This is a genomic window from Vibrio splendidus (assembly GCF_024347615.1).
Taxonomy (GTDB): domain Bacteria; phylum Pseudomonadota; class Gammaproteobacteria; order Enterobacterales; family Vibrionaceae; genus Vibrio; species Vibrio splendidus.
Window position 1 is genome coordinate 683,247 of the sequence record NZ_AP025508.1, and the last position, 24,766, is coordinate 708,012.

At 44.7% G+C, this 24,766-nt stretch carries 24 protein-coding genes; 23 read left to right on the forward strand and 1 reads right to left on the reverse strand.

Going from position 1 to position 24,766, the window contains the following annotated elements; genetic code table 11:
• Window positions 1-223 precede the first annotated feature (223 nt).
• Window positions 224-1,027, reverse strand: coding sequence for an inositol-1-monophosphatase (gene suhB / locus OCU90_RS03010; protein ID WP_004735090.1), 804 nt, complete (start codon window positions 1,025-1,027; stop codon window positions 224-226).
• Between the two features lie 180 nt (window positions 1,028-1,207).
• On the opposite strand from suhB, the gene trmJ reads away from it, so the two are divergent.
• The 23 genes from trmJ (at window position 1,208) to urtB (ending at window position 24,762) form a co-directional block, all read left to right on the forward strand.
• Window positions 1,208-1,936 (forward strand): tRNA (cytosine(32)/uridine(32)-2'-O)-methyltransferase TrmJ, encoded by a 729-nt coding sequence (gene trmJ / locus OCU90_RS03015; RefSeq protein ID WP_017092444.1) that lies wholly within the window; start codon window positions 1,208-1,210, stop codon window positions 1,934-1,936.
• Between the two features lie 116 nt (window positions 1,937-2,052).
• Entirely contained in the window at window positions 2,053-2,574 is a 522-nt protein-coding gene (gene iscR, locus OCU90_RS03020) for a Fe-S cluster assembly transcriptional regulator IscR (RefSeq protein WP_017079865.1), read from the forward strand.
• A gap of 27 nt (window positions 2,575-2,601) precedes the next feature.
• A complete protein-coding gene (locus tag OCU90_RS03025; RefSeq protein WP_061023918.1) occupies window positions 2,602-3,816 on the forward strand; it encodes an IscS subfamily cysteine desulfurase in 1,215 nt (404 codons plus the stop codon).
• A 33-nt stretch (window positions 3,817-3,849) separates the two neighbouring features.
• A complete protein-coding gene (gene iscU / locus OCU90_RS03030) occupies window positions 3,850-4,227 on the forward strand; it encodes a Fe-S cluster assembly scaffold IscU (RefSeq protein ID WP_004735094.1) in 378 nt (125 codons plus the stop codon).
• A 103-nt stretch (window positions 4,228-4,330) separates the two neighbouring features.
• Window positions 4,331-4,654, forward strand: a complete 324-nt coding sequence (gene iscA, locus OCU90_RS03035; RefSeq protein ID WP_004735095.1) for an iron-sulfur cluster assembly protein IscA — start codon at window positions 4,331-4,333, stop codon at window positions 4,652-4,654.
• Window positions 4,655-4,734: 80 nt separating this feature from the next.
• Window positions 4,735-5,250 carry a co-chaperone HscB gene (hscB, locus tag OCU90_RS03040; protein WP_009848288.1) on the forward strand — a complete coding sequence of 172 codons (516 nt, stop codon included), beginning with the start codon at window positions 4,735-4,737 and terminating at the stop codon, window positions 5,248-5,250.
• Window positions 5,251-5,272: 22 nt separating this feature from the next.
• Complete coding sequence (gene hscA / locus OCU90_RS03045) at window positions 5,273-7,123, forward strand: Fe-S protein assembly chaperone HscA (RefSeq protein WP_061023920.1); 1,851 nt, start codon at window positions 5,273-5,275, stop codon at window positions 7,121-7,123.
• A 20-nt stretch (window positions 7,124-7,143) separates the two neighbouring features.
• A complete protein-coding gene (gene fdx / locus OCU90_RS03050; protein ID WP_004735098.1) occupies window positions 7,144-7,482 on the forward strand; it encodes an ISC system 2Fe-2S type ferredoxin in 339 nt (112 codons plus the stop codon).
• A 92-nt stretch (window positions 7,483-7,574) separates the two neighbouring features.
• On the forward strand, window positions 7,575-7,775 hold the full coding sequence (gene iscX / locus OCU90_RS03055) for a Fe-S cluster assembly protein IscX (protein ID WP_004735099.1): 201 nt from the start codon (window positions 7,575-7,577) through the stop codon (window positions 7,773-7,775).
• 206 nt (window positions 7,776-7,981) lie between these two features.
• A complete protein-coding gene (gene pepB / locus OCU90_RS03060) occupies window positions 7,982-9,277 on the forward strand; it encodes an aminopeptidase PepB (RefSeq protein ID WP_061023921.1) in 1,296 nt (431 codons plus the stop codon).
• A 106-nt stretch (window positions 9,278-9,383) separates the two neighbouring features.
• Window positions 9,384-9,818 (forward strand): nucleoside-diphosphate kinase, encoded by a 435-nt coding sequence (gene ndk / locus OCU90_RS03065; protein WP_004735101.1) that lies wholly within the window; start codon window positions 9,384-9,386, stop codon window positions 9,816-9,818.
• A gap of 473 nt (window positions 9,819-10,291) precedes the next feature.
• The gene (locus tag OCU90_RS03070; protein ID WP_004735102.1) at window positions 10,292-11,434 is read left to right on the forward strand and encodes a bifunctional tRNA (adenosine(37)-C2)-methyltransferase TrmG/ribosomal RNA large subunit methyltransferase RlmN; all 1,143 of its coding nucleotides are present in this window, start codon (window positions 10,292-10,294) and stop codon (window positions 11,432-11,434) included.
• Window positions 11,435-11,874: 440 nt separating this feature from the next.
• On the forward strand, window positions 11,875-12,810 hold the full coding sequence (rodZ, locus tag OCU90_RS03075; protein ID WP_054542225.1) for a cytoskeleton protein RodZ: 936 nt from the start codon (window positions 11,875-11,877) through the stop codon (window positions 12,808-12,810).
• A gap of 7 nt (window positions 12,811-12,817) precedes the next feature.
• Window positions 12,818-13,939: a flavodoxin-dependent (E)-4-hydroxy-3-methylbut-2-enyl-diphosphate synthase gene (gene ispG / locus OCU90_RS03080; RefSeq protein WP_004735104.1), complete on the forward strand. Its 1,122-nt coding sequence runs from the start codon at window positions 12,818-12,820 to the stop codon at window positions 13,937-13,939.
• A gap of 70 nt (window positions 13,940-14,009) precedes the next feature.
• Window positions 14,010-15,278, forward strand: a complete 1,269-nt coding sequence (gene hisS, locus OCU90_RS03085) for a histidine--tRNA ligase (protein WP_054548098.1) — start codon at window positions 14,010-14,012, stop codon at window positions 15,276-15,278.
• A 79-nt stretch (window positions 15,279-15,357) separates the two neighbouring features.
• The gene (locus tag OCU90_RS03090; protein ID WP_004735106.1) at window positions 15,358-15,972 is read left to right on the forward strand and encodes a YfgM family protein; all 615 of its coding nucleotides are present in this window, start codon (window positions 15,358-15,360) and stop codon (window positions 15,970-15,972) included.
• A 10-nt stretch (window positions 15,973-15,982) separates the two neighbouring features.
• Window positions 15,983-17,143: an outer membrane protein assembly factor BamB gene (gene bamB, locus OCU90_RS03095; RefSeq protein ID WP_017084409.1), complete on the forward strand. Its 1,161-nt coding sequence runs from the start codon at window positions 15,983-15,985 to the stop codon at window positions 17,141-17,143.
• Between the two features lie 158 nt (window positions 17,144-17,301).
• A complete protein-coding gene (gene der, locus OCU90_RS03100; protein WP_004735108.1) occupies window positions 17,302-18,783 on the forward strand; it encodes a ribosome biogenesis GTPase Der in 1,482 nt (493 codons plus the stop codon).
• Between the two features lie 133 nt (window positions 18,784-18,916).
• A complete protein-coding gene (locus OCU90_RS03105) occupies window positions 18,917-19,837 on the forward strand; it encodes a metal-dependent hydrolase (RefSeq protein WP_099426132.1) in 921 nt (306 codons plus the stop codon).
• 289 nt (window positions 19,838-20,126) lie between these two features.
• A complete protein-coding gene (locus tag OCU90_RS03110; RefSeq protein ID WP_061023926.1) occupies window positions 20,127-21,128 on the forward strand; it encodes a sensor domain-containing diguanylate cyclase in 1,002 nt (333 codons plus the stop codon).
• A gap of 36 nt (window positions 21,129-21,164) precedes the next feature.
• On the forward strand, window positions 21,165-21,392 hold the full coding sequence (locus OCU90_RS03115) for a zinc ribbon domain-containing protein (protein ID WP_004735111.1): 228 nt from the start codon (window positions 21,165-21,167) through the stop codon (window positions 21,390-21,392).
• 294 nt (window positions 21,393-21,686) lie between these two features.
• Window positions 21,687-22,973 (forward strand): urea ABC transporter substrate-binding protein, encoded by a 1,287-nt coding sequence (gene urtA / locus OCU90_RS03120; protein ID WP_054542220.1) that lies wholly within the window; start codon window positions 21,687-21,689, stop codon window positions 22,971-22,973.
• A 160-nt stretch (window positions 22,974-23,133) separates the two neighbouring features.
• A complete protein-coding gene (gene urtB / locus OCU90_RS03125) occupies window positions 23,134-24,762 on the forward strand; it encodes an urea ABC transporter permease subunit UrtB (RefSeq protein ID WP_061023928.1) in 1,629 nt (542 codons plus the stop codon).
• Window positions 24,763-24,766: the final 4 nt, after the last annotated feature.

Consider the following 24,766-nt stretch of genomic DNA (forward strand, 5'->3'; position numbering starts at 1 on the left):
TCGCTAAACCAAAAAAAACCGCTAGGCAACTAGCGGTTTTTTACGTCTGTATTCTGTCGATAAACTCAACGTAATGTATCAGCGAAGTGCGTTGTGCTCGTCGCAACTAACCGCAATCTTGGTCGTAGCTCGTAGCTCGTATCGCAGATACAAAAAAGCCCCGCAATCGCGAGGCTTTGAAATCTTCAGCTCTTAACTAAAGAGCATTAACGTAAGATCTGAATTACTTCAGCATACCTTCGTTAGAGTTCTCACGAACGTGCTTAAGAATAGACTTAACACCACGTGCGCTTGAAGCAACAACATTACCAGACGTCATGTAATCAGTACCGCCAGCAAAGTCAGTCATGATAGCGCCAGCTTCACGAGCGATTAGATCGCCAGCTGCTAGATCCCATGGCTTAAGGCCTAGTTCTAGGTAACCGTCAACACGGCCAGCCGCTAGGTAACATAGATCAAGTGCAGGAGAGCCAGTACGACGGAAGTCCGCACAATCAACGAATAGACCAGAGATGATCTTCATGAAAGATTCAGAGTGTTGTTTTTGCTTGAATGGGAAACCAGTCGCTAGAACAGTACCTTGAAGGTCTTTAAGTTGAGTAACACGCATACGAGCGTTGTTAAGTTGAGCGCCAGAGCCACGTTGAGCTGTGAATAGCTCGTTTAGCATTGGGTCATAAACACAAGCAACTTCTGTACGACCGTTCATACGAACAGCAATAGATACAGAGAAGTGAGGGAAACCTTTTACAAAGTTGTTGGTGCCATCTAGTGGGTCAACGATCCATTGTACGTCAGAATCTTTACCTTCAGTCAGGCCTGACTCTTCAGAAATAATGCTGTGCTCTGGGTAAGATGATTTGATTGTCTCAATAATCATGTACTCAGCTTCTTGAGCAATGTTAGTAACGTAATCGTTGTTACCTTTTAGAGACGATTCGATCTTATCAGTTGTTTCTAGAGATTTAGCAATATGGTTGCCAGCTTTACGCGCAGCGCGTATCGCAATGTTTAGCATTGGATGCATAGGTTTTTCCCACAAGATGTTAAAGAACAGTTTAAAGCGGCGGCGAGTATACCAAATTTTTTGCAAAAGGGAAGTGGTTGTTTTTTGAACTCTTGAATTCACATTACGAGAAGGGTCTGACCATTTTACTTAGCTATGTGTTAATATCTCGCGATTATTTTTAAAGTGGTGTCATATAGCATGTTAGACAATGTAAAAGTCGTTCTGGTTGGTACGTCTCATTCGGGAAATATCGGATCAGCAGCTCGCGCAATGAAAGTGATGGGTTTGAGTCAATTAGTTCTTGTAGACCCTCAATGTGAAGTTGACGAGCAGACCTTAGCACTGGCTGCGGGTGCTGGTGACATCGCAGAAAACGCGACCATTGTGCCTACATTGGATGAAGCAGTAAAAGACTGTGGTTTGGTGGTTGGTTCAAGTGCACGTTCACGCACGCTTGAATGGCCAATGCTAGAGCCTCGTGAGTGCGGACAAAAGTTTGCCGTTGAAGGTCAAAAGCACCCTGTAGCATTAGTCTTCGGTCGTGAGCGCACTGGCTTGACTAACGATGAGCTTCAGAAGTGCCACTTCCATGTATGTATCCCAGCCAACCCTGAATACAGTTCACTGAACCTAGCAATGGCGGTACAAACGCTAAGCTATGAAGTTCGCGTGGCACACCTTGATATGGTTGCGAGCCAATATCAACCACAGCAACAAGATGAGTACCCACGTCACGAAGAACTAGAAATGTTCTATGAACACCTTGAAAAAGTGATCATTGATACCCAATTTATCTCTAAGGATAAACCGGGTCAGGTGATGAACAAGCTACGTCGTCTGTTCAGCCGAGCTCGTCCTGAACTGCAAGAGATCAATACTCTACGTGGTATTTTGACTTCAATTGAGAAGAGCAAAAACGACAAATAAAGCCCACTCTAGTTGTAGGGATGAATACCTGACTAAAATAGTCAACTAAATACTTGACCAATTTAGTCGGGTATGGGAAAATTCCAACCACATAAACAATGTGGATACGGTGTGATATGAAACTTACATCTAAAGGAAGATATGCGGTAACAGCTATGCTAGATGTAGCACTGCATTCGCAAAAGAGCCCAGTTCCTCTGGCTGACATTTCAGAGCGACAAGGCATCTCGTTATCTTACTTAGAACAACTATTTTCTAAGTTACGTAAAGCTGGCTTAGTTGCTAGTGTTCGTGGTCCTGGCGGTGGTTACCGTTTAGGTGCTGAAGCGAGCGACATCGCTGTCGGAACTGTAATTGCTGCAGTAGACGAATCAGTGGACGCAACTAAGTGTCACGGTCGAGCAGACTGCCAAGGTGGTAGTCGTTGTTTAACTCACACTTTATGGCGTGATTTAAGCTCCCGAATCAGCAGCTTCTTAAACGACATTACGCTCGGTGAGCTAATGAAAGATAACGAAGTTTTACAGATTTCTGATCGTCAAGATATCGATCTTGCGGTTAATAATGGTTTTGCACATAAAAATACGAGCACTACAACGATTAGTGCAGCACCTCACGGTGTTAATGCCCGCTCTTAGCGGTCAGTTTTTACATTGGAGTAGAAAATGAAACTGCCTATTTACTTTGACTATTCAGCTACATGCCCAGTCGATCCACGTGTTGCTGAAAAAATGGTTCAGTGCATGACGATGGACGGTAACTTCGGTAACCCTGCATCTCGTTCACACCGTTACGGCTGGCAGGCAGAAGAATCAGTAGATAATGCTCGTGAGCAAATTGCCGATCTACTAAATGCAGACCCACGTGAAATTGTTTTCACATCAGGTGCTACAGAGTCAGACAACCTTGCTATCAAAGGTGCAGCGCACTTTTACGAGAAGAAAGGTAAGCACGTAATCACGTGTAAAACAGAACATAAAGCGGTTCTTGATCCATGTCGCCAACTAGAGCGTGAAGGTTTTGAGGTAACTTACCTTGAGCCAGAAGTAAACGGCATCATTGATCTAGACAAGCTACAGTCTGCAATGCGTGAAGATACTGTTTTAGTTTCTATCATGCACGTTAACAACGAGATTGGTGTAATCCAAGATATCGGTGCAATCGGCGAGTTATGTCGTTCACGCAAGATCATCTTCCACGTTGATGCGGCGCAGTCTGCGGGTAAAATCCCACTAGACGTAAAAGAGATGAAAGTTGACCTTATCTCTATGTCTGCACACAAAGCATACGGCCCTAAAGGCATCGGCGCTTTGTACGTTCGTCGTAAGCCACGTATTCGTCTTGAAGCGCAAATGCACGGTGGCGGTCATGAACGTGGTTTCCGTTCTGGTACGCTTGCTACTCACCAAATCGTGGGTATGGGCGAAGCGTTTGCTATCGCTAAACAAGACATGCAGAAAGATTACGATCACGCACTAGCACTTCGTGAGCGCCTATTGAAAGGTGTTCAAGATCTAGAAGCAGTAACCGTAAACGGCGACTTAGACCAACGTGTACCACACAACCTGAACGTGAGCTTTGCTTTCGTTGAAGGTGAATCTCTGCTTATGTCTCTAAAAGACCTAGCAGTATCATCAGGTTCTGCATGTACATCAGCAAGCCTAGAGCCTTCATACGTTTTACGTGCTCTTGGTCTGAACGATGAACTGGCACACAGCTCAGTACGTTTCTCATTCGGCCGTTTTACAACGGAAGAAGAAATCGACTACGCGATTGCACAAATTCGTGTAGCGGTAAATAAATTACGCGACATGTCTCCTCTATGGGATATGTATAAAGAAGGGATTGATTTGAACACTGTTGAGTGGGCTCATCACTAATCTCACGGAAATAGAGGATTCGAGGTAACTATCATGGCATATAGCGAAAAAGTAATTGATCACTACGAAAACCCACGTAACGTAGGTTCGTTTGATAAAGAAGACCCAAGTGTAGGTAGCGGCATGGTTGGCGCTCCAGCTTGTGGTGACGTAATGAAACTGCAAATCAAAGTATCTGCAGAAGGTATTATTGAAGACGCAAAATTCAAGACTTACGGTTGCGGTAGCGCAATCGCTTCTAGCTCACTAGTAACTGAGTGGGTTAAAGGTAAAAGTATTGATGAAGCAGCTGCAATCAAAAACTCTGAAATCGCAGAAGAGCTTGAGTTGCCACCAGTGAAAGTTCACTGTTCAATTCTTGCTGAAGATGCAATTAAAGCAGCTGTTGCGGATTACAAAAAGAAGCACTAATCGCTTCAATACCGTAATTACGTCGAAAAAATAAGTAATATTTGGGAGCACCCTTTGTGCTCCCACCTGAGTTCTCAATTTATATAAAACACAAGGTTGTAGTATGGCCATCACCATGACAGATACGGCAGCAAGCCGAGTTCAAGCTTTCCTAGATAACCGTGGTAAAGGTCTCGGATTACGCTTAGCAGTAAAAACTACTGGCTGTTCGGGTATGGCGTATGTACTGGAATTCGTTGACGAGCTTAACGAAGAAGACGAAGTGTTTGAGCATTCAGGTGTTAAGGTCATCATTGATCCAAAGAGCCTAGTATACCTAGATGGTACTGAGCTTGATTATGTAAAAGAAGGCCTAAACGAAGGTTTTGAATTCAACAACCCGAACGCGAAAGGCGAATGTGGTTGTGGTGAGAGCTTCAATGTTTAAACGCTTGAATCGTTAAGCGTTGTAAGCGAAGAATAAAATTAGGCTCTGAACAAAGAGCCTAAACTTAGGACCACCTTTACATGAATCATTTCGAATTATTTGGGCTACCACTTCAGTTTCAACTGGATGGTAGCCTTCTTTCTTCTCAGTTTAGAGATCTGCAACGCCAATTCCATCCTGATAAATTTGCGATAGCTTCTGAGCGAGATCGCTTATTAGCCGTGCAAAAAGCGGCACAAATCAATGATGCGTACCAGGTATTGAAGAATCCAATTAGCCGAGCAGAATACCTGCTGGTTCAACACGGCGAAGACATTCGTGGCGAACAACAGACCATGCAAGATCCGATGTTCCTGATGGAGCAGATGGAATTGCGTGAAGAGCTAGAAGACATCGCAGACAGTTCTGATCCCGAAGATGCGCTATTTGCATTTGAAGGCAAGGTTAGCAAAATGTATAAACAACAATTAAGCGCTATCCAACAAGAACTCGAAAGCGAAGCTTGGCTTGAAGCTGCAGACCGAGTAAGAAAGCTTAAGTTTATTGCAAAATTAAAGAATGAAATCGAATTAGTTGAAGATCGTTTGATCGGCTAGTTTGTATAACAAGGACACCTCCATGGCACTACTTCAGATTGCAGAACCAGGGCAAAGCGCCGCTCCTCACCAGCATAAGCTTGCTGTGGGTATTGATTTAGGTACAACAAACTCGTTGGTTGCTGCAGTACGCAGTGGCGAGGCGAGTACACTCGTTGATCAACAAGGTCGAAGCATTTTACCTTCAGTTGTTCACTACCAATCGGAATCTTATACGACTGGTAATGAAGCGCGTGCAAATGCACAGACTGATCCTAAAAATACCATTATCTCAGTTAAGCGATTAATCGGTCGTTCACTGTCAGATATTCAACAGCGATACCCGTCTCTGCCATATCAGTTTGAAGAAAGTGATAATGGTTTGCCTGTGATTCGCACAGAGCAAGGCAACAAGAACCCAATTCAAGTATCAGCAGACATCCTGCGAGCGCTAGGTCAACGTGCTGAGTCAACACTAGGTGGCGAGCTATCTGGTGCAGTGATTACCGTTCCTGCGTACTTTGATGATGCACAGCGTGCCGGTACGAAAGACGCTGCGCAACTTGCTGGTCTTCACGTGTTACGTCTTCTTAATGAACCTACTGCCGCAGCGATTGCTTACGGTCTGGATTCAGGTAAAGAAGGGGTAATCGCCGTTTATGACTTGGGTGGTGGTACGTTTGATATCTCTATCCTACGCCTATCTAAAGGTGTCTTTGAAGTTTTAGCAACCGGTGGTGACTCTGCGCTAGGTGGCGATGACTTTGACCATTTGATTGCAGAGCATTTCCAAGCGCAAATGGCCTTATCAGAGCTAACGGCAGAACAGAACCGTATTCTTCTAGACGCAGCAACAGAAGCGAAGATTGGCTTATCTGAAGCTGAAAGTGTTGATGTTGACGTACTAGGTTGGTCTGGTTCATTAACTCGTGAAGAGTTCGAAGAGCTCATCAAGCCATTAGTTAAGAAAACGCTACTTTCGTGCCGTCGCGCACTGAAAGATGCTGAAGTTGACGCGGACGAAGTTCTGGAAGTGGTTATGGTTGGTGGTTCAACTCGTACCTTACTTGTCCGTGAAATGGTGGGTGGCTTCTTTGGTCGTACGCCATTAACCAGCATTAACCCTGATGAAGTGGTTGCGATTGGTGCGTCGATTCAAGCGGATATCTTAGTTGGCAACAAGCCTGACTCTGAGATGCTACTTCTAGATGTTATCCCACTTTCCTTAGGTATCGAAACTATGGGTGGCTTGGTCGAAAAGATCATCCCTCGTAACACCACGATCCCTGTTGCTCGCGCACAAGAATTTACCACGTTCAAAGACGGTCAAACTGCAATGACAGTGCACACCGTGCAAGGCGAGCGTGAAATGGTCGACGACTGTCGTTCACTAGCTCGATTTGCTCTGAAAGGCATTCCGCCAATGACAGCAGGTGCTGCGCATATTCGTGTCACTTACCAAGTGGATGCTGATGGCCTGCTATCGGTTACCGCGATGGAGAAGAGCACTGGCGTTCAAGCTGAAATCCAAGTTAAGCCTTCTTACGGTCTAAGTGACAACGAAGTAGCTAGCATGCTGAAAGATTCGATGACGTTTGCAAAAGAAGACATGCAAGCGCGCGCTCTGGCTGAGCAACGCGTAGAAGCGGATCGTGTTATCGAAGGCCTTATTGCTGCGATGCAAGCTGATGGTGACGAGCTGCTTGATGAACAAGGAAAACAACAACTTGTTCAAGCGATTGAAGCACTGATCGAAGTGCGTAATGGCGATAATTCCGATGCCATTGAACTAGAAATTAAGAATACCGACAAAGCGAGCCAAGACTTTGCTTCTCGTCGTATGGATAAATCAATTCGAGCTGCACTGTCAGGTCAGTCAGTCGATAATATTTAATAGTTAGAGAATAGATAAACATGCCAAAGATTATTGTTTTACCTCACGAAGATCTATGTCCAGAAGGCGCTGTTTTAGAAGCAAAAACTGGTGAGACGGTTCTTGATGTTGCACTGAAGGCCGGTATTGGTATTGAACACGCATGTGAAAAGTCGTGTGCATGTACTACATGTCACGTTGTGATTCGTGAAGGTTTCGACTCATTAGAAGAAAGTGATGACCTAGAAGACGACATGCTTGATAAAGCATGGGGTCTGGAAATGGAATCTCGTCTTGGTTGCCAAGCTAAAGTGGCAGATACTGACCTGGTTGTTGAGATTCCAAAGTACACATTGAACCTAGCTTCTGAAGAGCACTAAGAACTCAGCTCGGCTAAAACTGTTAGTAAAACTGGCATAGAATATAAATCATGAAGATGACAAATCGTCGCTGATAGATATAAGGAAGTGTTATGAGCTTGAAATGGATTGATTCGCGAGATATTGCGATTGAACTATGTGATTTATACCCAGATACCGATCCTAAAACGGTGCGTTTTACGGACTTGCATCAATGGGTGTTAGATCTCGAAGATTTTGATGATGAGCCGAATCACTCGAATGAGAAAATTCTAGAGGCCATTATTTTGTGCTGGATGGATGAGATGGACTAGCCCTCTTGTTCTATAATTTGGCCGTTGGTTGGAATTTATCCAATATAAAACACAGCCAAGTTAACAATTCTTACTAAAAAAAGCGGACCTTATGGTCCGTTTTTTTATCAAAATGACATTTTTCTCCTACATAATGCTAACATCAGTCCGCTAATAAAAAATAATCAGAACCACACACTCAAGGTGGTTCATGACAAGGAGAAATCATGTCTACACAGATGTCAGTATTTTTAAGTCAAGAAGCTGCCCAGCCTCAGTGGGGAGCAAGAGCTATTTTATCGTTTTCTGAAGCGGGAGCGACAATTCACATTGGTGAAGGCCACGATTTAGGGGCGGTTCAACGTGCTGGTCGTACGCTTGACGGACAAGGTATCGCATTGGTTTCACTTAGCGGTGAAGGGTGGGATTTAGAAAGCGTTTGGGCTTTCTACCAAGGCTACCGTGGACCAAAGAAAAAGAATGCATTGGAATGGGATACACTTTCAGAAACCGATCAAGCTGAGCTAGAAGCTCGCATTCGCTCTACTGATTGGACTCGTGACATTATCAACAAAACCGCTGAAGAAGTGGCCCCTCGTCAATTAGCGACAATGGCTGCGGAATACATCAAGTCAGTGGCTCCTACGGGCACAGTTAAAGCGAAAATCGTTAAAGACAAAGATCTCCTAACTGAAGGTTGGGAAGGTATCTACGCGGTAGGCCGCGGCTCTGAACGTACTTCTGCAATGCTTCAACTGGATTTCAACCCTACCGGCGACGAAGACGCACCTGTATTTGCTTGTCTGGTTGGTAAAGGTATCACTTTCGACTCAGGCGGTTACAGCATCAAGCCAGGTCAATTCATGACAGCAATGAAGGCTGACATGGGCGGCGCGGCGACTATTACGGGTGGTTTAGGTTTAGCGATTGAACGCGGCCTGAACAAGCGTATTAAGCTTATTCTATGTTGTGCAGAGAACATGATCTCGGGTCGTGCATTGAAGCTTGGCGACATCATTACTTACAAAAATGGTAAGACGGTTGAGATCATGAATACCGATGCGGAAGGTCGCTTGGTTCTTGCTGATGGTTTGATGTACGCAAGTGCACAAAACCCTGAGTTGATCATCGACTGTGCAACGCTTACCGGCGCGGCTAAAAACGCACTGGGTAATGATTATCACGCACTATTGAGCTTCGATGATGAGTTGTCTCACCAAGCACTAACGGCTGCAAATCAAGAGAAAGAAGGCCTATGGCCATTGCCTCTTGCTGATTTCCACCGTGGCATGTTGCCTTCAAATTTTGCTGATCTATCAAACATCAGCTCTGGTGATTACACTCCGGGTGCAAGTACCGCTGCTGCGTTCCTGTCTTACTTTGTAGACGACTACAAAAAAGGTTGGATTCACATGGACTGCGCGGGTACTTACCGTAAATCATCAAGTGATAAGTGGGCTGCAGGCGCGACCGGTATGGGTGTTCGTACACTGGCTCGTCTTCTTATCGACCAAGCAAAATAATAATAAGAGTGAGCGGTATTTCGATACCGCTTATTCATCAACTCAGATCGAATGATCTCAGTAATTTCAGTATTTAATAACAAAAAAATGAAGTGAAGGAATCCCTATGGCTCTAGAAAGAACGTTCTCAATTGTTAAGCCGGATGCAGTTAAGCGTAACCTTGTTGGTGAAATCTACCACCGCATTGAAAAAGCAGGCCTACAGATTATTGCCGCTAAAATGGTTTCTCTTACTGAAGCGCAAGCAAGTGGCTTCTATGCAGAACATGAAGGTAAAGAGTTCTTTGGACCACTAAAAGAGTTCATGACTTCTGGTCCTATCATGGTTCAAGTACTTGAAGGCGAAAATGCGATCGCTCGTTACCGTGAACTAATGGGTAAAACTAACCCAGAAGAAGCGGCTTGCGGCACTATCCGTGCTGACTACGCAATCAGCATGCGTTACAACTCAGTACACGGCAGTGACAGCCCTGAGTCTGCAGCTCGCGAAATCGAATTCTTCTTCCCTGAATCTGAAATTTGCCCACGTCCAGCTGAATAAGCAGACAACAGCAAATATCAATAAAGGCTTCACTTCGGTGAAGCCTTTTTCGTATGTGGACTTTGCATTCTCGATAACCTATTTAGTCGTCATTCCCGAGAGCGACGTAGGAGTGTAATCGGGAATCTCTGTTAGTTGTTGGAGATTCCCGATACCTCGTTCCTCAGTTCTGGAATGACGGGCTTTGAGGAGTTCATGACCTGATAGCGATGAATGGCGGGACCATAATCTTGTGGTAAGTATTGGTGAGCTTGTGGAGATTATTTACGTCATTCCCGAAAGCGACGGAGGAGCGTAATCGGGAATCTTTTCTTTAATTTAGGTATTCTCAGACCGAACAAAACAATTGTTCAAGTTTTAATCGCTTAACTTTGAATGTCTTAATAAACACAGGGTTTTACAGCGCTTGTTGAAGTTGCGTAAAGCCTGTACAATTCGCGCCCTTAATTATTGTTCCGTCATTGAGAGGCATCATGACCACAGCTAAAGTCAATCTACTCGATTTTGATCGTAAAGGTCTTCGTAAATTTTTCACAGAAGAACTGAATGAGAAAGCGTTTCGAGCAGAGCAAGTGATGAAGTGGATTTATCACTTCGGTGTCGATGACTTCGAACAAATGAACAACATCAACAAAAAATTACGTGAGAAACTGCTGCATCGCTGTGAGATTGTTGCACCTATCGTTTCTGAAGCTCAGCACTCTGCAGATGGCACCATTAAATGGGCTATGAGCGTTGGTGACCAAGACGTTGAGACGGTATACATCCCAGATGGTGACCGTGCGACGCTATGTGTATCTTCACAGGTTGGTTGTGCACTAGAATGTAAATTCTGCTCTACGGCTCAACAAGGCTTCAACCGTAACCTGAAAGTTTCAGAGATCGTTGGTCAAATCTGGCGTGCTGCACGTGAAATCGGTTTAGAGAAAGATACGGGGCGTCGTCCAATTACTAACGTCGTAATGATGGGTATGGGTGAGCCTCTGCTTAACATGAAGAACCTAATTCCATCATTAGAGCTGATGCTTGATGATCTAGGATTCTCACTGTCTAAGCGTCGTGTGACAGTATCAACATCTGGTGTTGTTTCTGGTCTTGATCAGATGACAGACAACATCGACGTAGCTCTGGCGATTTCTCTACACGCACCAAACGATGCACTACGTAGCCAAATTATGCCAATCAACGATCGTTGGGATATCCAAGATTTCCTAGCATCGGTTCGTCGTTACATTGCTTCTTCAAATGCTAACCGCGGTAAAGTAACGGTTGAGTACGTTCTATTGGATCATGTGAATGATGATATGGACCACGCTCGTGAACTTGCTGAGCTAATGAAAGAGACGCCTTGTAAGATCAACTTGATTCCATTCAACCCTTATCCGGGTTCGCCTTACAAGAAGCCAAGCAACTCTCGTATTGATCGCTTCCAAAAAACGCTGATGGAATACAACTACACAGTAACGGTTCGTAAAACACGTGGCGATGATATTGATGCCGCATGTGGTCAGTTGGTTGGTGATGTCATTGATAGAACCAAGCGTACTAAAATGCTGAAAGCCGCCTCTGAAGCTAACTTAATCGCAGGTGATGTGATTCAAGTAAAAGCGGTTTAAATACCATTTAGATCTAAACAAGCCAGAAGGATTCCTTCTGGCTTGTTGCTTTTCTGGAAGGTGAATTTCCAAAAATTGGATTTTTTCCCCACGCTTTCTTACATTTTTCGTTAAATTTTGGACAAAACCATGAGCTGACGGTAAATTTTGTCGAAAGTGTTTTTGCCTTGTAATGGCATTAGCTTATGATTAAATAATCTTAAATTAATTTAAGTGCTCGCTTGTTACCCGATAATCGTCAATGTGTCTATTTAGGTTGGCTACTTGATAAACTAGCTTCCTGAGAAAGTCGCTCACCAACAGTGTGTGGTTTTCTACTTTAAGGGTTGATGAACCGGGTGACAGGAAAAATTCCACATAGTAGGTTGTAAGATTGAGCTTAAACGAAAATAAAAAATGCTCTCATCAACCTGCAATAATACTTTAGAAGTTCACTCTCTATGAACACAGAACAAGAAACACAAACGCAAGAAACTGTCGCTCCTGCAATTGAAGCGGGAACGCTGCTCAAAAATAAACGAGAATCTCTTGGTTTAACACAAAAGCAGATCTCTGATCGCTTGAAGCTACGCGTTACGCTTATCCAGCAAATTGAAGAAAACCAATTCGAGTCAGATCAGGTTGCCACCTTTATGCGTGGTTACATTCGTTCATACGCGAAATACGTCAATCTTGATGAAAAAGTCGTGTTGAACGCGCTTCATCATTCTGGTGATGCCCAACATCAAGAACAAGAAATGTTGAGCTTCTCTCGTAAGACTAAAACCGAGAAGCACAACAGTCGTATTATGCTCCTTACTTGGAGCATCTTTGCTGTGATTGTGGGTATCTCCTCACTTTGGTGGTGGCAGAACCAACAGCAAGACACCTTATCTCAATCTTTAGCCAATACTGAAAGCTCGGAAGAGCTAGTGGTAGAAGAGTCGCTTGATCCTGAGCTGACTTCATTAGAAGTGATTGAAGCAGAGCAAAACACAGAGACATCTCCTGTTACTGAAAATTCTGATGAGCTTACTGAAGTGAGTTCAGCTGAAGATTCAGTAACTCTTGACCCTGTTGAAGTCATTGAAGAAGCACCAGAAGCAGCAGACGTTGCTTCGGTTACTGCGGAATCAGAGACTGTAGCGCCTGAAGCTGTGGTTAACGAGCTAGTGATGCAGTTCTCTGCTGATTGCTGGATCCAAGTGAAAGATGCTTCGGGCAAAACGTTATCTACTGGCATTAAAAAAGCAGGCCAAACATTAAATCTTTCTGGAACTGCACCATATAAAGTGATTCTGGGTGCGCCTGAAGGCGTATCGATGACATTTGCAAGTGAACCTGTCGACCTTTCTGGGTATACTTCAGGCAAAGTAGCTAGAATAACCTTACCTTAGAGTTAATATGCAACACGAATCTCCTATTATTCGTCGCAAATCAACCCGTATTTATGTGGGTGATGTGCCGATCGGTGATGGTGCACCAATTGCTGTGCAATCCATGACCAACACAAGAACAACAGATGTCGCCGCGACCGTCGCTCAAATTAGAGCTTTGGAAAAAGTGGGGGCAGATATCGTTCGCGTATCTGTACCGACTATGGAGGCCGCTGAAGCTTTTAAGCTAATCAAGCAGCAGGTCTCTGTTCCTTTGGTTGCTGACATTCACTTCGACTACCGTATCGCTCTTAAAGTGGCAGAGTATGGGGTTGACTGTCTGCGTATCAACCCAGGTAACATCGGTAACGAAAGCCGCATTCGCTCTGTTGTGGATTGTGCTCGTGATATGAATATCCCGATTCGTATTGGTGTTAACGGTGGTTCTCTTGAAAAAGAGATCCAAGAGAAATACACAGAGCCTACAGCGGAAGCGCTGGTTGAATCTGCAATGCGTCACGTCGATATCCTAGACCGTCTGAACTTTGATCAATTCAAAGTCAGCGTGAAGGCTTCTGATGTATTCCTAGCCGTCGGTTCTTACCGTTTGCTTGCTAAGCAGATTGACCAACCACTTCACTTAGGTATTACTGAAGCGGGTGGAGCACGTGCTGGTTCTGTGAAATCGGCTGTAGGTTTAGGCATGTTATTGTCTGAAGGTATCGGCGATACGCTGCGTATCTCGCTAGCAGCAGATCCAATCGAAGAGATCAAAGTTGGCTTTGATATTCTCAAATCTTTGCGCATTCGCTCGCGTGGCATCAACTTCATTGCGTGTCCAAGCTGTTCTCGTCAAGAGTTCGATGTTATCAACACCGTTAACGCCCTTGAAGAACGCTTAGAAGACATAGTGACTCCAATGGATGTCTCTATCATCGGTTGTGTCGTTAACGGCCCTGGTGAAGCTGAAGTGTCTCACTTAGGCCTTGCGGGTAGTGCTCGTAAGAGTGCCTTCTACGAAGACGGTAAGCGTCAGAAAGAGCGTTTTGACAACGATGACCTTGTCGACAAGCTTGAAGCGAAGATCCGAGCAAAAGCATCGGTGCTTGATAAAGCAAATCGCATTGATGTAGAAAACTTAGAAGATTAATACAACGCGATGGGGTGTGATTGTCTATTCGCACTAACACCTGGTCGTGAGAAATTACGGAATAAATACTGTGGCTAAAAATATCCAAGCAATTCGAGGCATGAACGACTGCCTACCAACTCAATCACCACTGTGGCAGAAAGTAGAAAGCGCAGTTAAAAGTGTGGTGAGTGCATACGGTTACAACGAAGTACGTATGCCTATCGTTGAAGAAACGAACCTATTTAGCCGTGCGGTTGGTGAAGAGACAGACGTTGTTTCTAAAGAGATGTACACCTTTGATGACCGTAATGGCGACAGCCTAACGCTGCGTCCAGAAGGCACAGCAGGTTGTGTACGTTCATGTATTCAAAACAGCCTTATCAACCGTGATGAGCAGCGCCTATGGTACATGGGTCCAATGTTCCGTCACGAGCGTCCTCAAAAAGGTCGTTACCGTCAATTCCACCAATGTGGTGTTGAAGTGTTTGGCCTAGACGGTCCAGACGTTGACGCAGAACTTATCATGATGACAGCACGTCTATGGCGTGAACTAGGCATCGATAAGCACGTTCGCCTCGAGCTGAACTCAATCGGTTCTCAAGAAGATCGCGTAAGCTATCGTACAGCGTTAGTGGCTTTCCTTGAGCAACACATTGATGTGTTAGATGAAGACTGCAAACGTCGCATGCACACTAACCCTCTACGTGTACTTGATACTAAGAACCCGGATGTTCAAGCTATCTTAGGTGACGCACCTCGACTATCTGAATATTTAGGTGAAGAATCGAAGCAACATTTTGCTGGTTTGTGTGAACTTCTTGACGCTGTTGGTATCGAATACCAAGTTAATGAGCGTCTAGTACGTGGCCTAGATTACTACAACCGCACAGTATTTGAGTGGATCACTGACAGTCTTGGTGCTCAAGGTACAGTTTGTGGCGGCGGTCGTTACGATGGTCTTGTTGAGCAGCTAGGCGGCAAAGCAACCAATGCTGTTGGCTTCGCAATGGGTCTAGAGCGTCTAGTTCTTATGATGGAAACGCTAGAGCTAACAGAAGTTCGCCGTAGCGTTGACGTATACGTGGTTGCTGCTGGCGAAGGTACTATGATCGCAGGCATGCAGTTAGCGAATCAATTACGCGATACCGTTGAAGGCGTACGCGTAATGAACCACTTCGGTGGTGGTAACTTCAAGAAGCAATTCAAGCGTGCTGACAAAGTAGGTGCTGTTGTGGCGCTGGTACTTGGTGAGAACGAAGTTGCTGACAATACAGTTGTGCTAAAAGATCTGGTTGGCGGCGAGCAAGAAACCGTGTCTCAAACGGACGTTGCAGAGAAAGTTGCTGCGCTAATCTAATTAGCCATTGAGCAAACGCTCATCATGAATATCAACGTCAGCACTATGCTGGCGTTTAAAGAATTAAAGAGGACAGGAAGTGGAACTTTACGATAGCGAAGAGCAACAAGTTGAAGCCATTAAAGATTGGTGGAAAGAGAACGGTAAAGCCGTAATCTTTGGTGCAGTTATTGGTTTAGGCGGTCTATTTGGCTGGCGCTATTACCAAGATTCAGTCGTTGAAGCGCGTGAAGTCGCTTCAGAAGGCTACACCTCTGTAATTTCAGCTCTTGATGCTAAGGGCGTTGATGCTCAATCTGATATTCAAGCTTTTATCGACGCTAACAAAGACGCTGAATACTCTGTACTTGCTGCTATGCAATTAGCAAAAGCGCAAGTTCAAGCGGGTGACCTTGCAGCTGCACTTGAACAGCTTGAGTGGGCAAAATCGGCAACTAAGGATGCGGCACTTACGCCACTACTGACTTACCGTGCTGCACGTATCAAAGCTGAGCAAGGTGAATTTGACGCAGCATTGACTGATCTTGAAGCGATGACTGACGAATCTTGGACAGGCCGTGTTGCTGAACTGCGTGGTGATATCTCACTTCGTAAAGGCGATACAGATGCGGCTTACAGTGCTTACTCTGAAGCACAACAAGCAGCTGATGCGAGCCAAACGCTTCAAATCAAACTTGACGACCTAGCTAAATAAGGCGCTTTGAATGAAGAAGATGTTTCCAAAAGCGGCGTTGTGTGCGATTGCTCTTGGCCTATTGGCTGGCTGTGCGGGTGAAGAAGACACCGTCATCATGGCGCCAGTACCAACAGTAAATAGCGAGTTCACTCCTAGTCAGGAATGGTCTACGTCGGTTGGTGATGGTGTTGGCCACTACTTTTCAAAACTAACGCCAGAATTGGCTTACGACAAAGTGTTTGTTGCGAGCCGTGAAGGTATGGTTAAAGCGCTGGACCCTGAAACAGGTAAAGAGCTGTGGAAAGTCGATCTTGAGAAAGAAGTACTGGCTCGTTTATCGGGTGGCTTAACGGCGGCTTACGGCAAAGTATTTGTTGGTTCTGAAAATGGCGAAGTGATCGCGATGGATGAATCAACTGGTGAAGAGCTGTGGCGTGTATCAGTGAATGGTGAGGTGCTTGCATCCCCAGCAACTGAAAGCAACATGGTTATTGTTCATACCAGTCGCGGTATGTTGATCGCGTTAGATCAAGAAAGCGGCGAACAAAAATGGACGATTAGCACTGAAGTTCCAAGCCTAACACTTCGTGGCGATAGCTCGCCTGTTGCGGTTTCTGGTGGTGTATTCTGGGGGACTGCAAATGGTCGTTTAGCAGCCGCTATTGTTGACCGTGGTCAGCTTATTTGGCAACAGCCAGTAGGCACACCAAAAGGTGCAACGGAAATCGATCGCTTGGTTGATGTTGATGCATCACCGATTGTTCTTGGCGGAACCCTGTATACCGTAGGTATCAATGGTCAGCTAATCGCTATCGATCTTCGTTCTGGTAAGCCAATTTGGAAGCGTAACTACTCGTCAGCGATTGATTTAGCGAGTGATGGTAGCCGTTTGTTCGTTGTTACCGACAAAGACCATGTGGTTGCGGTTGATGCGCGTAGTGGTACTGAACTTTGGAGCACTCCATTGTTAGAAAACCGCTTACTGACAGCACCTGCTATTATTAATGGTTATGTAGTTGTGGGTGATACAGAAGGTTATCTGCACTGGTTAGATCGTTCATCGGGTGAGTTTGTTGCTCAACAGCTCGTCGATGATAGCGGCTTTGCGGTTGCGCCAATTGAAATGCCTGAAGGCTACTTAGTGACGACTCGCAATGGCGATGTAAAGAAACTAACGATTAGCCAATAAAAGCGTGATACAATTCACAGTCGGCTCCTGGTTGGTAACAGCTAGGAGCCGTTTTGTTGTTATGAATTAATAAACCGTGTGGTTATAGGTAAGAGTTTAAACTTGCGATCAAGTGCTTACCTATAACTACATTTAGAGAAGAAATTGTAGAGGTTGTTATGGTACCTGTTGTTGCTCTAGTAGGGCGTCCGAATGTAGGTAAATCTACGTTATTTAACCGATTGACTCGAACTCGTGATGCATTGGTTGCGGATTTCCCTGGCTTAACGCGTGACCGTAAATACGGTCATGCTCATTTTAGCGAGCATGACTTTATTGTTATTGACACTGGTGGTATCGACGGTACCGAAGAAGGTGTTGAAACTAAAATGGCTGAACAGTCGCTAGCGGCGATTGATGAAGCTGATGTCGTTCTATTTATGGTAGATGGCCGTGCGGGTCTAACACCTTCAGACGTGGCTATTGCTAAGCACCTTCGTCAACTAGAAAAGCCTTCAATGCTAGTAGTAAACAAGGTTGATGGTATCGACCCTGATGCTGCAAGTGCTGATTTCTGGCAACTAGGCGTAGAAGACATGTACCAAATCGCTGCAGCGCACGGTCGTGGCGTAACAGCGTTGATTGATCTTGCTCTTAACCCGTTCGCAGAAGCGTTAAAAGCTGAGAATGGCGAAGTAAGCGATTTAACTGAGTTTGAAGACGAAGAAGAAGAGCAAGTTGATTTTACTGAAGAAGAAGCTGAAGAAGAATTCAAGCGCCTTCAAGATCAACCAATTAAGCTAGCGATCATTGGCCGTCCTAACGTTGGTAAATCAACACTAACTAACCGTATTCTTGGTGAAGAACGTGTTGTCGTTTACGATATGCCAGGCACAACTCGTGACTCTATCTACATTCCAATGCAGCGTGATGAGCGTGAATACGTTCTGATTGACACTGCAGGTGTTCGTCGTCGTAAAAATATCAACGAAACAGTAGAGAAGTTCTCAGTGGTTAAAACACTGAAAGCAATTGAAGATGCTAACGTTGTATTGCTGCTTATTGATGCTCGAGACAACATCTCTGATCAAGATTTAAGCTTGTTAGGCTTTGCGTTGAATGCTGGTCGTTCAATTGTTATTGCAGTAAACAAGTGGGATGGTCTAGACAGCGATGTTAAAGATCGCGTTAAGAAAGAACTAGACCGTCGTTTAGGTTTCGTTGATTTCGCACGTATTCACTTTATCTCTGCACTTCACGGTACAGGTGTTGGTCACTTGTTTGAATCTGTTCAAGAAGCTTACAAGTCAGCAACGACTCGTGTTGGTACTTCTGTGCTAACTCGTATCATGAAGATGGCGACTGATGATCACCAACCGCCTATGGTTCGTGGCCGTCGTGTTAAATTGAAATACGCGCACGCTGGTGGCTACAACCCACCGATTATCGTTATCCACGGTAACCAAGTACGTAACTTGCCAGATTCATACAAACGATTCTTGATGAACTACTACCGTCGTTCACTAGAGATTATGGGTACACCTATTCGCATTCAATTCCAGAACAGCGAGAACCCATTTGAAGCTAAGACAACCAAGCTGACAATTTCTCAAGAACGTAAACGTAAGCGTATGATGAGCATGGTTAAAGGTCGTAAGTAAACCTTTCCAATAGATTTGATACCCGAGCCTGTCTCGGGTATTTTTTTAAGCAAAATTCACGTTAAGCCATAACCTCATATCTCCATATCGTGATGGGTTAACGAATTAGACTCAATTTCAAAAGAAGAACGATATGACCACTAGCGATTCAATGACACCAGCGACATCCATGAAACCAATAATAGTTATCACACCAACCATCACTCAATTTTGTCATCAGGCTTGGCAGATCAAAGCAAAGGCGTTGTACGTTGAAAACGATGACAGCAAAACCTACCTGATCACCGACATGACGCCTTTCCACCCAGTAAGTCATATTTGGCCAGACCACCCAGCAGACCAAGGTTTTGTGAATGTTGGTGACGTGCAATATCCAGTTGAAGACTGTCATGTTGGTGCAATAGAACAATCTACTGGTAAGCTTCATATCGCAGCAGATATCCCTGTTAAGCGTGATACGGAAGGGTGGGCGTTTGTGGTTGTCCATCAGCTCCCCGCATCTGCTCCTATGATTAAGGTTAGCGACGAAGTCCTGTTGACGGTTGATAAAGAGTATCAAGCAAGCCTTAGCCGCGGTCACAGTGCTGGCCACATCGCTTTTTTAGCGCTAAATAAGGTATTGGCTGAGAGTTATTGGCGTAAAGATGCAGACCGAAAAGATCCACTTGGCAGCTACGATTTCAATAGCTACGCGCAAGTGACTAGCTTTGTGACTCCAGAGTTGTGTACCGATAAGTATCGTTTGGGAAAAACCCTGAAGAAGCGCGGTTTGAACGTTGCAGACATGCTAACCAATCTTGATGGTATCGAAGCCGACATCAATCAGATGATTAAAGGTTGGCTCGCAGACTCAACGCCAGTAGCAATGAGACTGGAAGGTGAGGCATTAACAGACTCTCGCTATTGGGAATGGCAGTTGGATAGCGACACTTTAGTGTCTATTCCGTGTGGTGGTACTCACATCGAGAATACGTCAGAGCTTAAGTCTTTATCGGTTAAGTTAACCCAGTTAGATGACCAGCATATTGAAATGCTGACGCATGTAATACGATGATTTAGACTACAGATCGAAATGGCTTGTGCTGTTTATTTTATTTTTACATGTAACTTTCAATATAAATGACTATTTAAAATTGAAATGCAGCACATGTAACTTATGCTTTCGGTGTGTGGTGATATAAATATTCTTTTTGGGGTAGATCGCTGATCAAAATAGATAAAGCGAAAGATCAACCTATGATCTTCGATTGTGTGTACGGCTTATTTAGTGTGTTATTATTAACCAATAGCAAGCTTGCATAAGAACAAGCTGTACCCTATTACACAATTGAAAGCTTTAGTGAATGGAACAACAATTTTTATTAGAAGGCCACCGAGCCGTCAATAGTTTGCTGCGCAAGCTTGCTCTTGGGATGGATCGCAAAGATTTAAACCATAAGATCATTCAGCTTACCGAGCAGATTTTTGGGCAGCGTATGGCTTCAATTTTACTGCTTAACTCAGAGTCTAAAACTTTACACCTTGAATATGCCCCAAACCTGCCTGATTTTTACAATCAGCAGATAGAAGGGGTTGGGATTGGTGCGGGGATAGGTTCTTGTGGCGAGGCAGCTGCGCTTAAGAAAGCAGTGATGGTCTCCAACATAAATGCACACCCAAACTGGGCACCTTTCTTAGCCTTAACCAATCAAGCCAATTTACATGCCTGTTGGTCGGTACCCATTATCTCGTCGCGCGGTAATGTGTTGGGTACCTTCGCTATTTATAGTCAGTACATCTCTGAACCACATGAATTTGAGCTCGAGATCTTAGAACTACTGGCTTCCCTGTATTCGGTAGCACTAGAAAAGTTCGAGTTGGAGAATCAGCTTAACTTTTTCGCCAATCGTGATTCTCTTACCCATTGCTTGAATCGTCGCGCATTGTTTAATGAAGCTGAGAAAGTGTTGGCTAAGCGATGCTTTTCAGAAAAGGTGATGGCGTGTTTGTTTGTTGATGTCGATAAGTTCAAATCGATAAATGATACCTATGGCCATAGTTTTGGTGATGATGTGCTGTTGGCGGTTGCCGAAGTTCTTGATGAGGCAACCACAGCATGTGCCAAGATAGGCCGTTATGGTGGCGATGAGTTTGTGGTGTTCTCTTGCTTTGATGATCAAGAAAGCGTTGTTAGTTTCTACCACAGCTTAGAGAAAGCACTGCAACAAGCGCTTTATATCAATGATGTGCAGTTCTCAGTGAGTGTTGGGTTGTCTTGTGACAAAGATCCTCAAGGATTAGACCAGTTGATCGCACAAGCTGATAAGAACATGTACCAAATCAAGCAAGCGAAGTCTCAGCGGTAGTAGATTGTAAAAATAGTAGTGAATTAGGAAATGCTAATGAGTGAAAATATCTGCCCTAAGTGCCAGTCTGAGCTAGCTTGGGATGGCAAGTATCACTGTGAAAGTTGTCAGGCTCACTTTACTAAAGTTGGGTTTTGCCCTGAGTGCAGCAGCCAACTTGAGAAGCTTCAAGCCTGTGGTGCGGCGAGCTATTTTTGTAATGCCGATTGCAACGAATTGAAGTCTAAGTCGAGAGTAAAATTCGAATTCCAACCAGCGGAATAGCCTTAAACAGCATGGTTTGAACGACCATCGGTGATGTTATACCAGAGACCCAATACCAAAGTGTTGGGTCTTTTTTGTATCTGATGAACAGGAATGTGTCATCTTGGTTCATTCTCATCGTCACTGCACCAGTATGAAACATAGTGACATGATTGCTATGCACTTTATTGGTGTGGCTTGCTATTAAGTTTAATTAATACAAAAGCTTATAAATTTATTGATTGCTTTTTAAGTTTGGCACTCTTCTTGTAACTCTGTAATTGAATAACAAAAATACAATTATGGAGTAATATCATGAACAAGGTGTTCAATTTATCGCTAGCTGCACTGTGTACAACACTTTCATTTTCTTCTGCAACAGTGTTTGCTGCTGATGAGACCATCAAGGTCGGTGTTCTACATTCACTCTCTGGCACTATGGCGATCAGTGAAACCACGCTAAAAGATACCGTGCTAATGCTTATCGAAGAGCAGAATAAAAAGGGCGGTTTGCTTGGCAAGAAGCTAGAGCCTGTCGTGGTTGACCCTGCGTCAAACTGGCCGCTATTTGCAGAAAAAGCACGTGAGCTTATCGAAAAAGAGAAAGTGGATGTGGTGTTCGGTGGTTGGACATCGGTATCACGTAAATCCATGCTGCCTGTTTTTGAAGAACTCAACAGCATCCTTTTCTACCCAGTACAGTATGAAGGCGAAGAGTCTTCTAAAAACGTTTTCTACACCGGTGCCGCGCCAAACCAACAAGCGATCCCTGCAGTGGATTACTTGATGGAAGAGCTTGAAGTTGAGCGCTGGGTACTTGCAGGTACCGATTACGTTTATCCACGTACCACCAATAAGATCCTTGAAGCCTACCTAAAAGATAAAGGTGTCGCAGAAGAAGACATCATGATCAACTACACGCCATTTGGTCACTCTGATTGGCAATCTATCGTTTCAGACATCAAGAAGTTCGGTGAAGCGGGCAAGAAAACCGCTGTGGTTTCTACTGTGAATGGCGATGCGAACGTACCTTTTTATAAAGAGCTTGGTGCTCAAGGCATTTCATCTGAAGACATCCCAGTTATTGCATTCTCTGTTGGTGAAGAAGAACTGTCAGGCATGGACACAGAACCGCTGGTAGGTCATCTAGCGGCGTGGAACTACTTCATGAGTGTTGATACTGAAGCCAATGAAGAGTTCGTTGAAACGTGGCAGTCGTTCATCAAGAGTGAAAATCGTGTCACCAATGACCCAATGGAAGCGCACTATGTTGGCTTCAACATGTGGGCTCAAGCGGTTACTAATGCGGGCACAACCGATCCTGAATCTGTGCAAGATGCCTTGATTGGCGTGTCTGTACCTAACCTTTCTGGCGGCTACTCTACCATGCTGCCAAATCACCACATCACCAAACCAGTACTGATCGGTGAAATCCAAGACGATGGTCAATTCGACATTGTTTGGGAAACCACTGGACTCGTTGCGGGTGATGCTTGGTCGAGTTACTTACCTGAATCGGCAAAACTGTTCTCTAGCTGGTCGAAGCCATTCTCATGTGGTGCGTTTAACGTCGAAACGAAGAAGTGTTCTGGCGGTAACTAGAGCGTCAATTCAGGAACATTGGGCCTTCCGGTTTGGGAAGAACGCGTCTGTTTAACGGGCGAAGCGAACGGAAGGCTCATCGTTTCAGGTAACAACCACTATCCACACATCCTCCAAGTAAAAATAACAATATCTAACTTGGTTGGTTAAGGAAGCAGGGATGAAAAACGTATTAAACGTATTTAAAGCACTGTTGCTCATGGCAGTCAGTGCTCAGTTGGCTTTTGCTGGAATAACGGATGAAGCTAGCTTTACCAAGGCGCTAGTTGGTAAGAAAACATCGGATAAAGAATTAGCTATCGATTGGGTGATTGAGACGCAAACGGAAGATGTGTCGAAACCTATTCTGGATGGTTGGTTAAACGGAAACCTTTACTATTTTGGTGATAAACAGAGCGAGCAGTACAAACAGCTCTACCTCATTCAAAGCATCAAAACAGCGACGTCAGCTCAGTCAGTATGGACTGATTCAACGCTGAATATCGAGAAAACGAGACAGTTTAAAAAGGTTCGTGTGAATAACAAACTTCGCGGGATCTTGCGCGGGGAAATTGCTTCTATCGGACTCAACAGCAGTAATCCTGATGTGCGTTATAAAGCGGTTTTGGATTTGTTAGGAACCAAAGACGCTGACATTATCGAACGACTAACTGAACTCAGAACCAATGAATCAGATGGCAAAGTAGCTGAGCTAATGGATTTGTCGTTAGCGATTGCCACCTCTCTTAATAACAGTGCCACCATTGAAGATCGTGTGGCTTCAATTGAACGAGTTGGCGACTTCAAACACTCGGTCGTTCTGAAAACATTGAACCAACTATTGAACAGTGAGCAAGATCCAAGCATTACCGCTGCAGCAGAACGTGCGATGGATAGCTATCAACAAAGCCAAGCACTCTATTCGGGTGTAGAAACGGCATTCTTCGGTTTGAGTTTAGGTTCGGTATTGGTGTTGGCGGGTATCGGCTTAGCGATCACTTTTGGTGTGATGGGTGTTATCAACATGGCTCATGGCGAGTTGATCATGATTGGCGCTTATACCACCTATGTCATGCAATTGTTGATGCCCAATCATATTGGTTTGGCACTGATACTCTCTATCCCTGCTGCGTTTATTGTTTCAGGTTTGGTGGGCATTGTGATCGAGCGAAGTGTGATTCGTCATCTTTATGGTCGCCCATTGGAAACCTTACTCGCGACCTTTGGTATTAGCTTGATCTTGCAGCAAGCCGTTCGCTCGATTTTCTCTCCTTTGAACCGCTCAGTGAGCACACCTGAATGGATGTCTGGCGCACTTCAATTGAACCCAATGTTGTCCCTGACTTACAACCGACTTTATATCATCCTGTTCTGTGGTTTGGTGTTTATGGGCTTATTAATGGTTCTGAAAAAGACACCGTTAGGCCTTCAGGTTCGTGCCGTTTCTCAAAACCGTGGTATGGCTCGTGCGATGGGGATTCGATCGGAACGTGTTGATGCGATGACCTTCGGTTTAGGCTCTGGCGTTGCGGGTGTCGCAGGCGTGGCACTTTCTCAACTGACTAACGTGGGTCCAAACATGGGGCAGGCGTACATCATCGACTCATTCATGGTGGTGGTATTCGGTGGTGTTGGCAACCTATGGGGCACGCTAGTCGCAGGCTTAAGCCTTGGTCTTTTCAACAAGATTCTAGAACCATGGGCTGGTGCGGTTCTCGCCAAGATTCTGGTACTGGTTTTCATCATTCTATTTCTTCAAAAACGCCCACGCGGACTCTTCCCGCAACGTGGTCGTGCGGCTGAAGGTTAAGGAC

What these genes read in the sequence shown, in the direction of transcription:
- OCU90_RS03110 (WP_061023926.1), top strand. Translation starts at nt 20,127, where the DNA reads ATGGAACAACAATTTTTATTAGAAGGCCACCGAGCCGTCAATAGTTTG.
- iscU (WP_004735094.1), top strand. Translation starts at nt 3,850, where the DNA reads ATGGCATATAGCGAAAAAGTAATTGATCACTACGAAAACCCACGTAAC.
- rodZ (WP_054542225.1), top strand. Translation starts at nt 11,875, where the DNA reads ATGAACACAGAACAAGAAACACAAACGCAAGAAACTGTCGCTCCTGCA.
- trmJ (WP_017092444.1), top strand. Translation starts at nt 1,208, where the DNA reads ATGTTAGACAATGTAAAAGTCGTTCTGGTTGGTACGTCTCATTCGGGA.
- urtA (WP_054542220.1), top strand. Translation starts at nt 21,687, where the DNA reads ATGAACAAGGTGTTCAATTTATCGCTAGCTGCACTGTGTACAACACTT.
- ndk (WP_004735101.1), top strand. Translation starts at nt 9,384, where the DNA reads ATGGCTCTAGAAAGAACGTTCTCAATTGTTAAGCCGGATGCAGTTAAG.
- OCU90_RS03025 (WP_061023918.1), top strand. Translation starts at nt 2,602, where the DNA reads ATGAAACTGCCTATTTACTTTGACTATTCAGCTACATGCCCAGTCGAT.
- OCU90_RS03115 (WP_004735111.1), top strand. Translation starts at nt 21,165, where the DNA reads ATGAGTGAAAATATCTGCCCTAAGTGCCAGTCTGAGCTAGCTTGGGAT.
- pepB (WP_061023921.1), top strand. Translation starts at nt 7,982, where the DNA reads ATGTCTACACAGATGTCAGTATTTTTAAGTCAAGAAGCTGCCCAGCCT.
- urtB (WP_061023928.1), top strand. Translation starts at nt 23,134, where the DNA reads ATGAAAAACGTATTAAACGTATTTAAAGCACTGTTGCTCATGGCAGTC.
- hscA (WP_061023920.1), top strand. Translation starts at nt 5,273, where the DNA reads ATGGCACTACTTCAGATTGCAGAACCAGGGCAAAGCGCCGCTCCTCAC.
- OCU90_RS03070 (WP_004735102.1), top strand. Translation starts at nt 10,292, where the DNA reads ATGACCACAGCTAAAGTCAATCTACTCGATTTTGATCGTAAAGGTCTT.
- bamB (WP_017084409.1), top strand. Translation starts at nt 15,983, where the DNA reads ATGAAGAAGATGTTTCCAAAAGCGGCGTTGTGTGCGATTGCTCTTGGC.
- ispG (WP_004735104.1), top strand. Translation starts at nt 12,818, where the DNA reads ATGCAACACGAATCTCCTATTATTCGTCGCAAATCAACCCGTATTTAT.
- hscB (WP_009848288.1), top strand. Translation starts at nt 4,735, where the DNA reads ATGAATCATTTCGAATTATTTGGGCTACCACTTCAGTTTCAACTGGAT.
- suhB (WP_004735090.1), bottom strand. Translation starts at nt 1,027, where the DNA reads ATGCATCCAATGCTAAACATTGCGATACGCGCTGCGCGTAAAGCTGGC.
- iscA (WP_004735095.1), top strand. Translation starts at nt 4,331, where the DNA reads ATGGCCATCACCATGACAGATACGGCAGCAAGCCGAGTTCAAGCTTTC.
- fdx (WP_004735098.1), top strand. Translation starts at nt 7,144, where the DNA reads ATGCCAAAGATTATTGTTTTACCTCACGAAGATCTATGTCCAGAAGGC.
- iscX (WP_004735099.1), top strand. Translation starts at nt 7,575, where the DNA reads ATGAGCTTGAAATGGATTGATTCGCGAGATATTGCGATTGAACTATGT.
- OCU90_RS03105 (WP_099426132.1), top strand. Translation starts at nt 18,917, where the DNA reads ATGACCACTAGCGATTCAATGACACCAGCGACATCCATGAAACCAATA.
- der (WP_004735108.1), top strand. Translation starts at nt 17,302, where the DNA reads ATGGTACCTGTTGTTGCTCTAGTAGGGCGTCCGAATGTAGGTAAATCT.
- iscR (WP_017079865.1), top strand. Translation starts at nt 2,053, where the DNA reads ATGAAACTTACATCTAAAGGAAGATATGCGGTAACAGCTATGCTAGAT.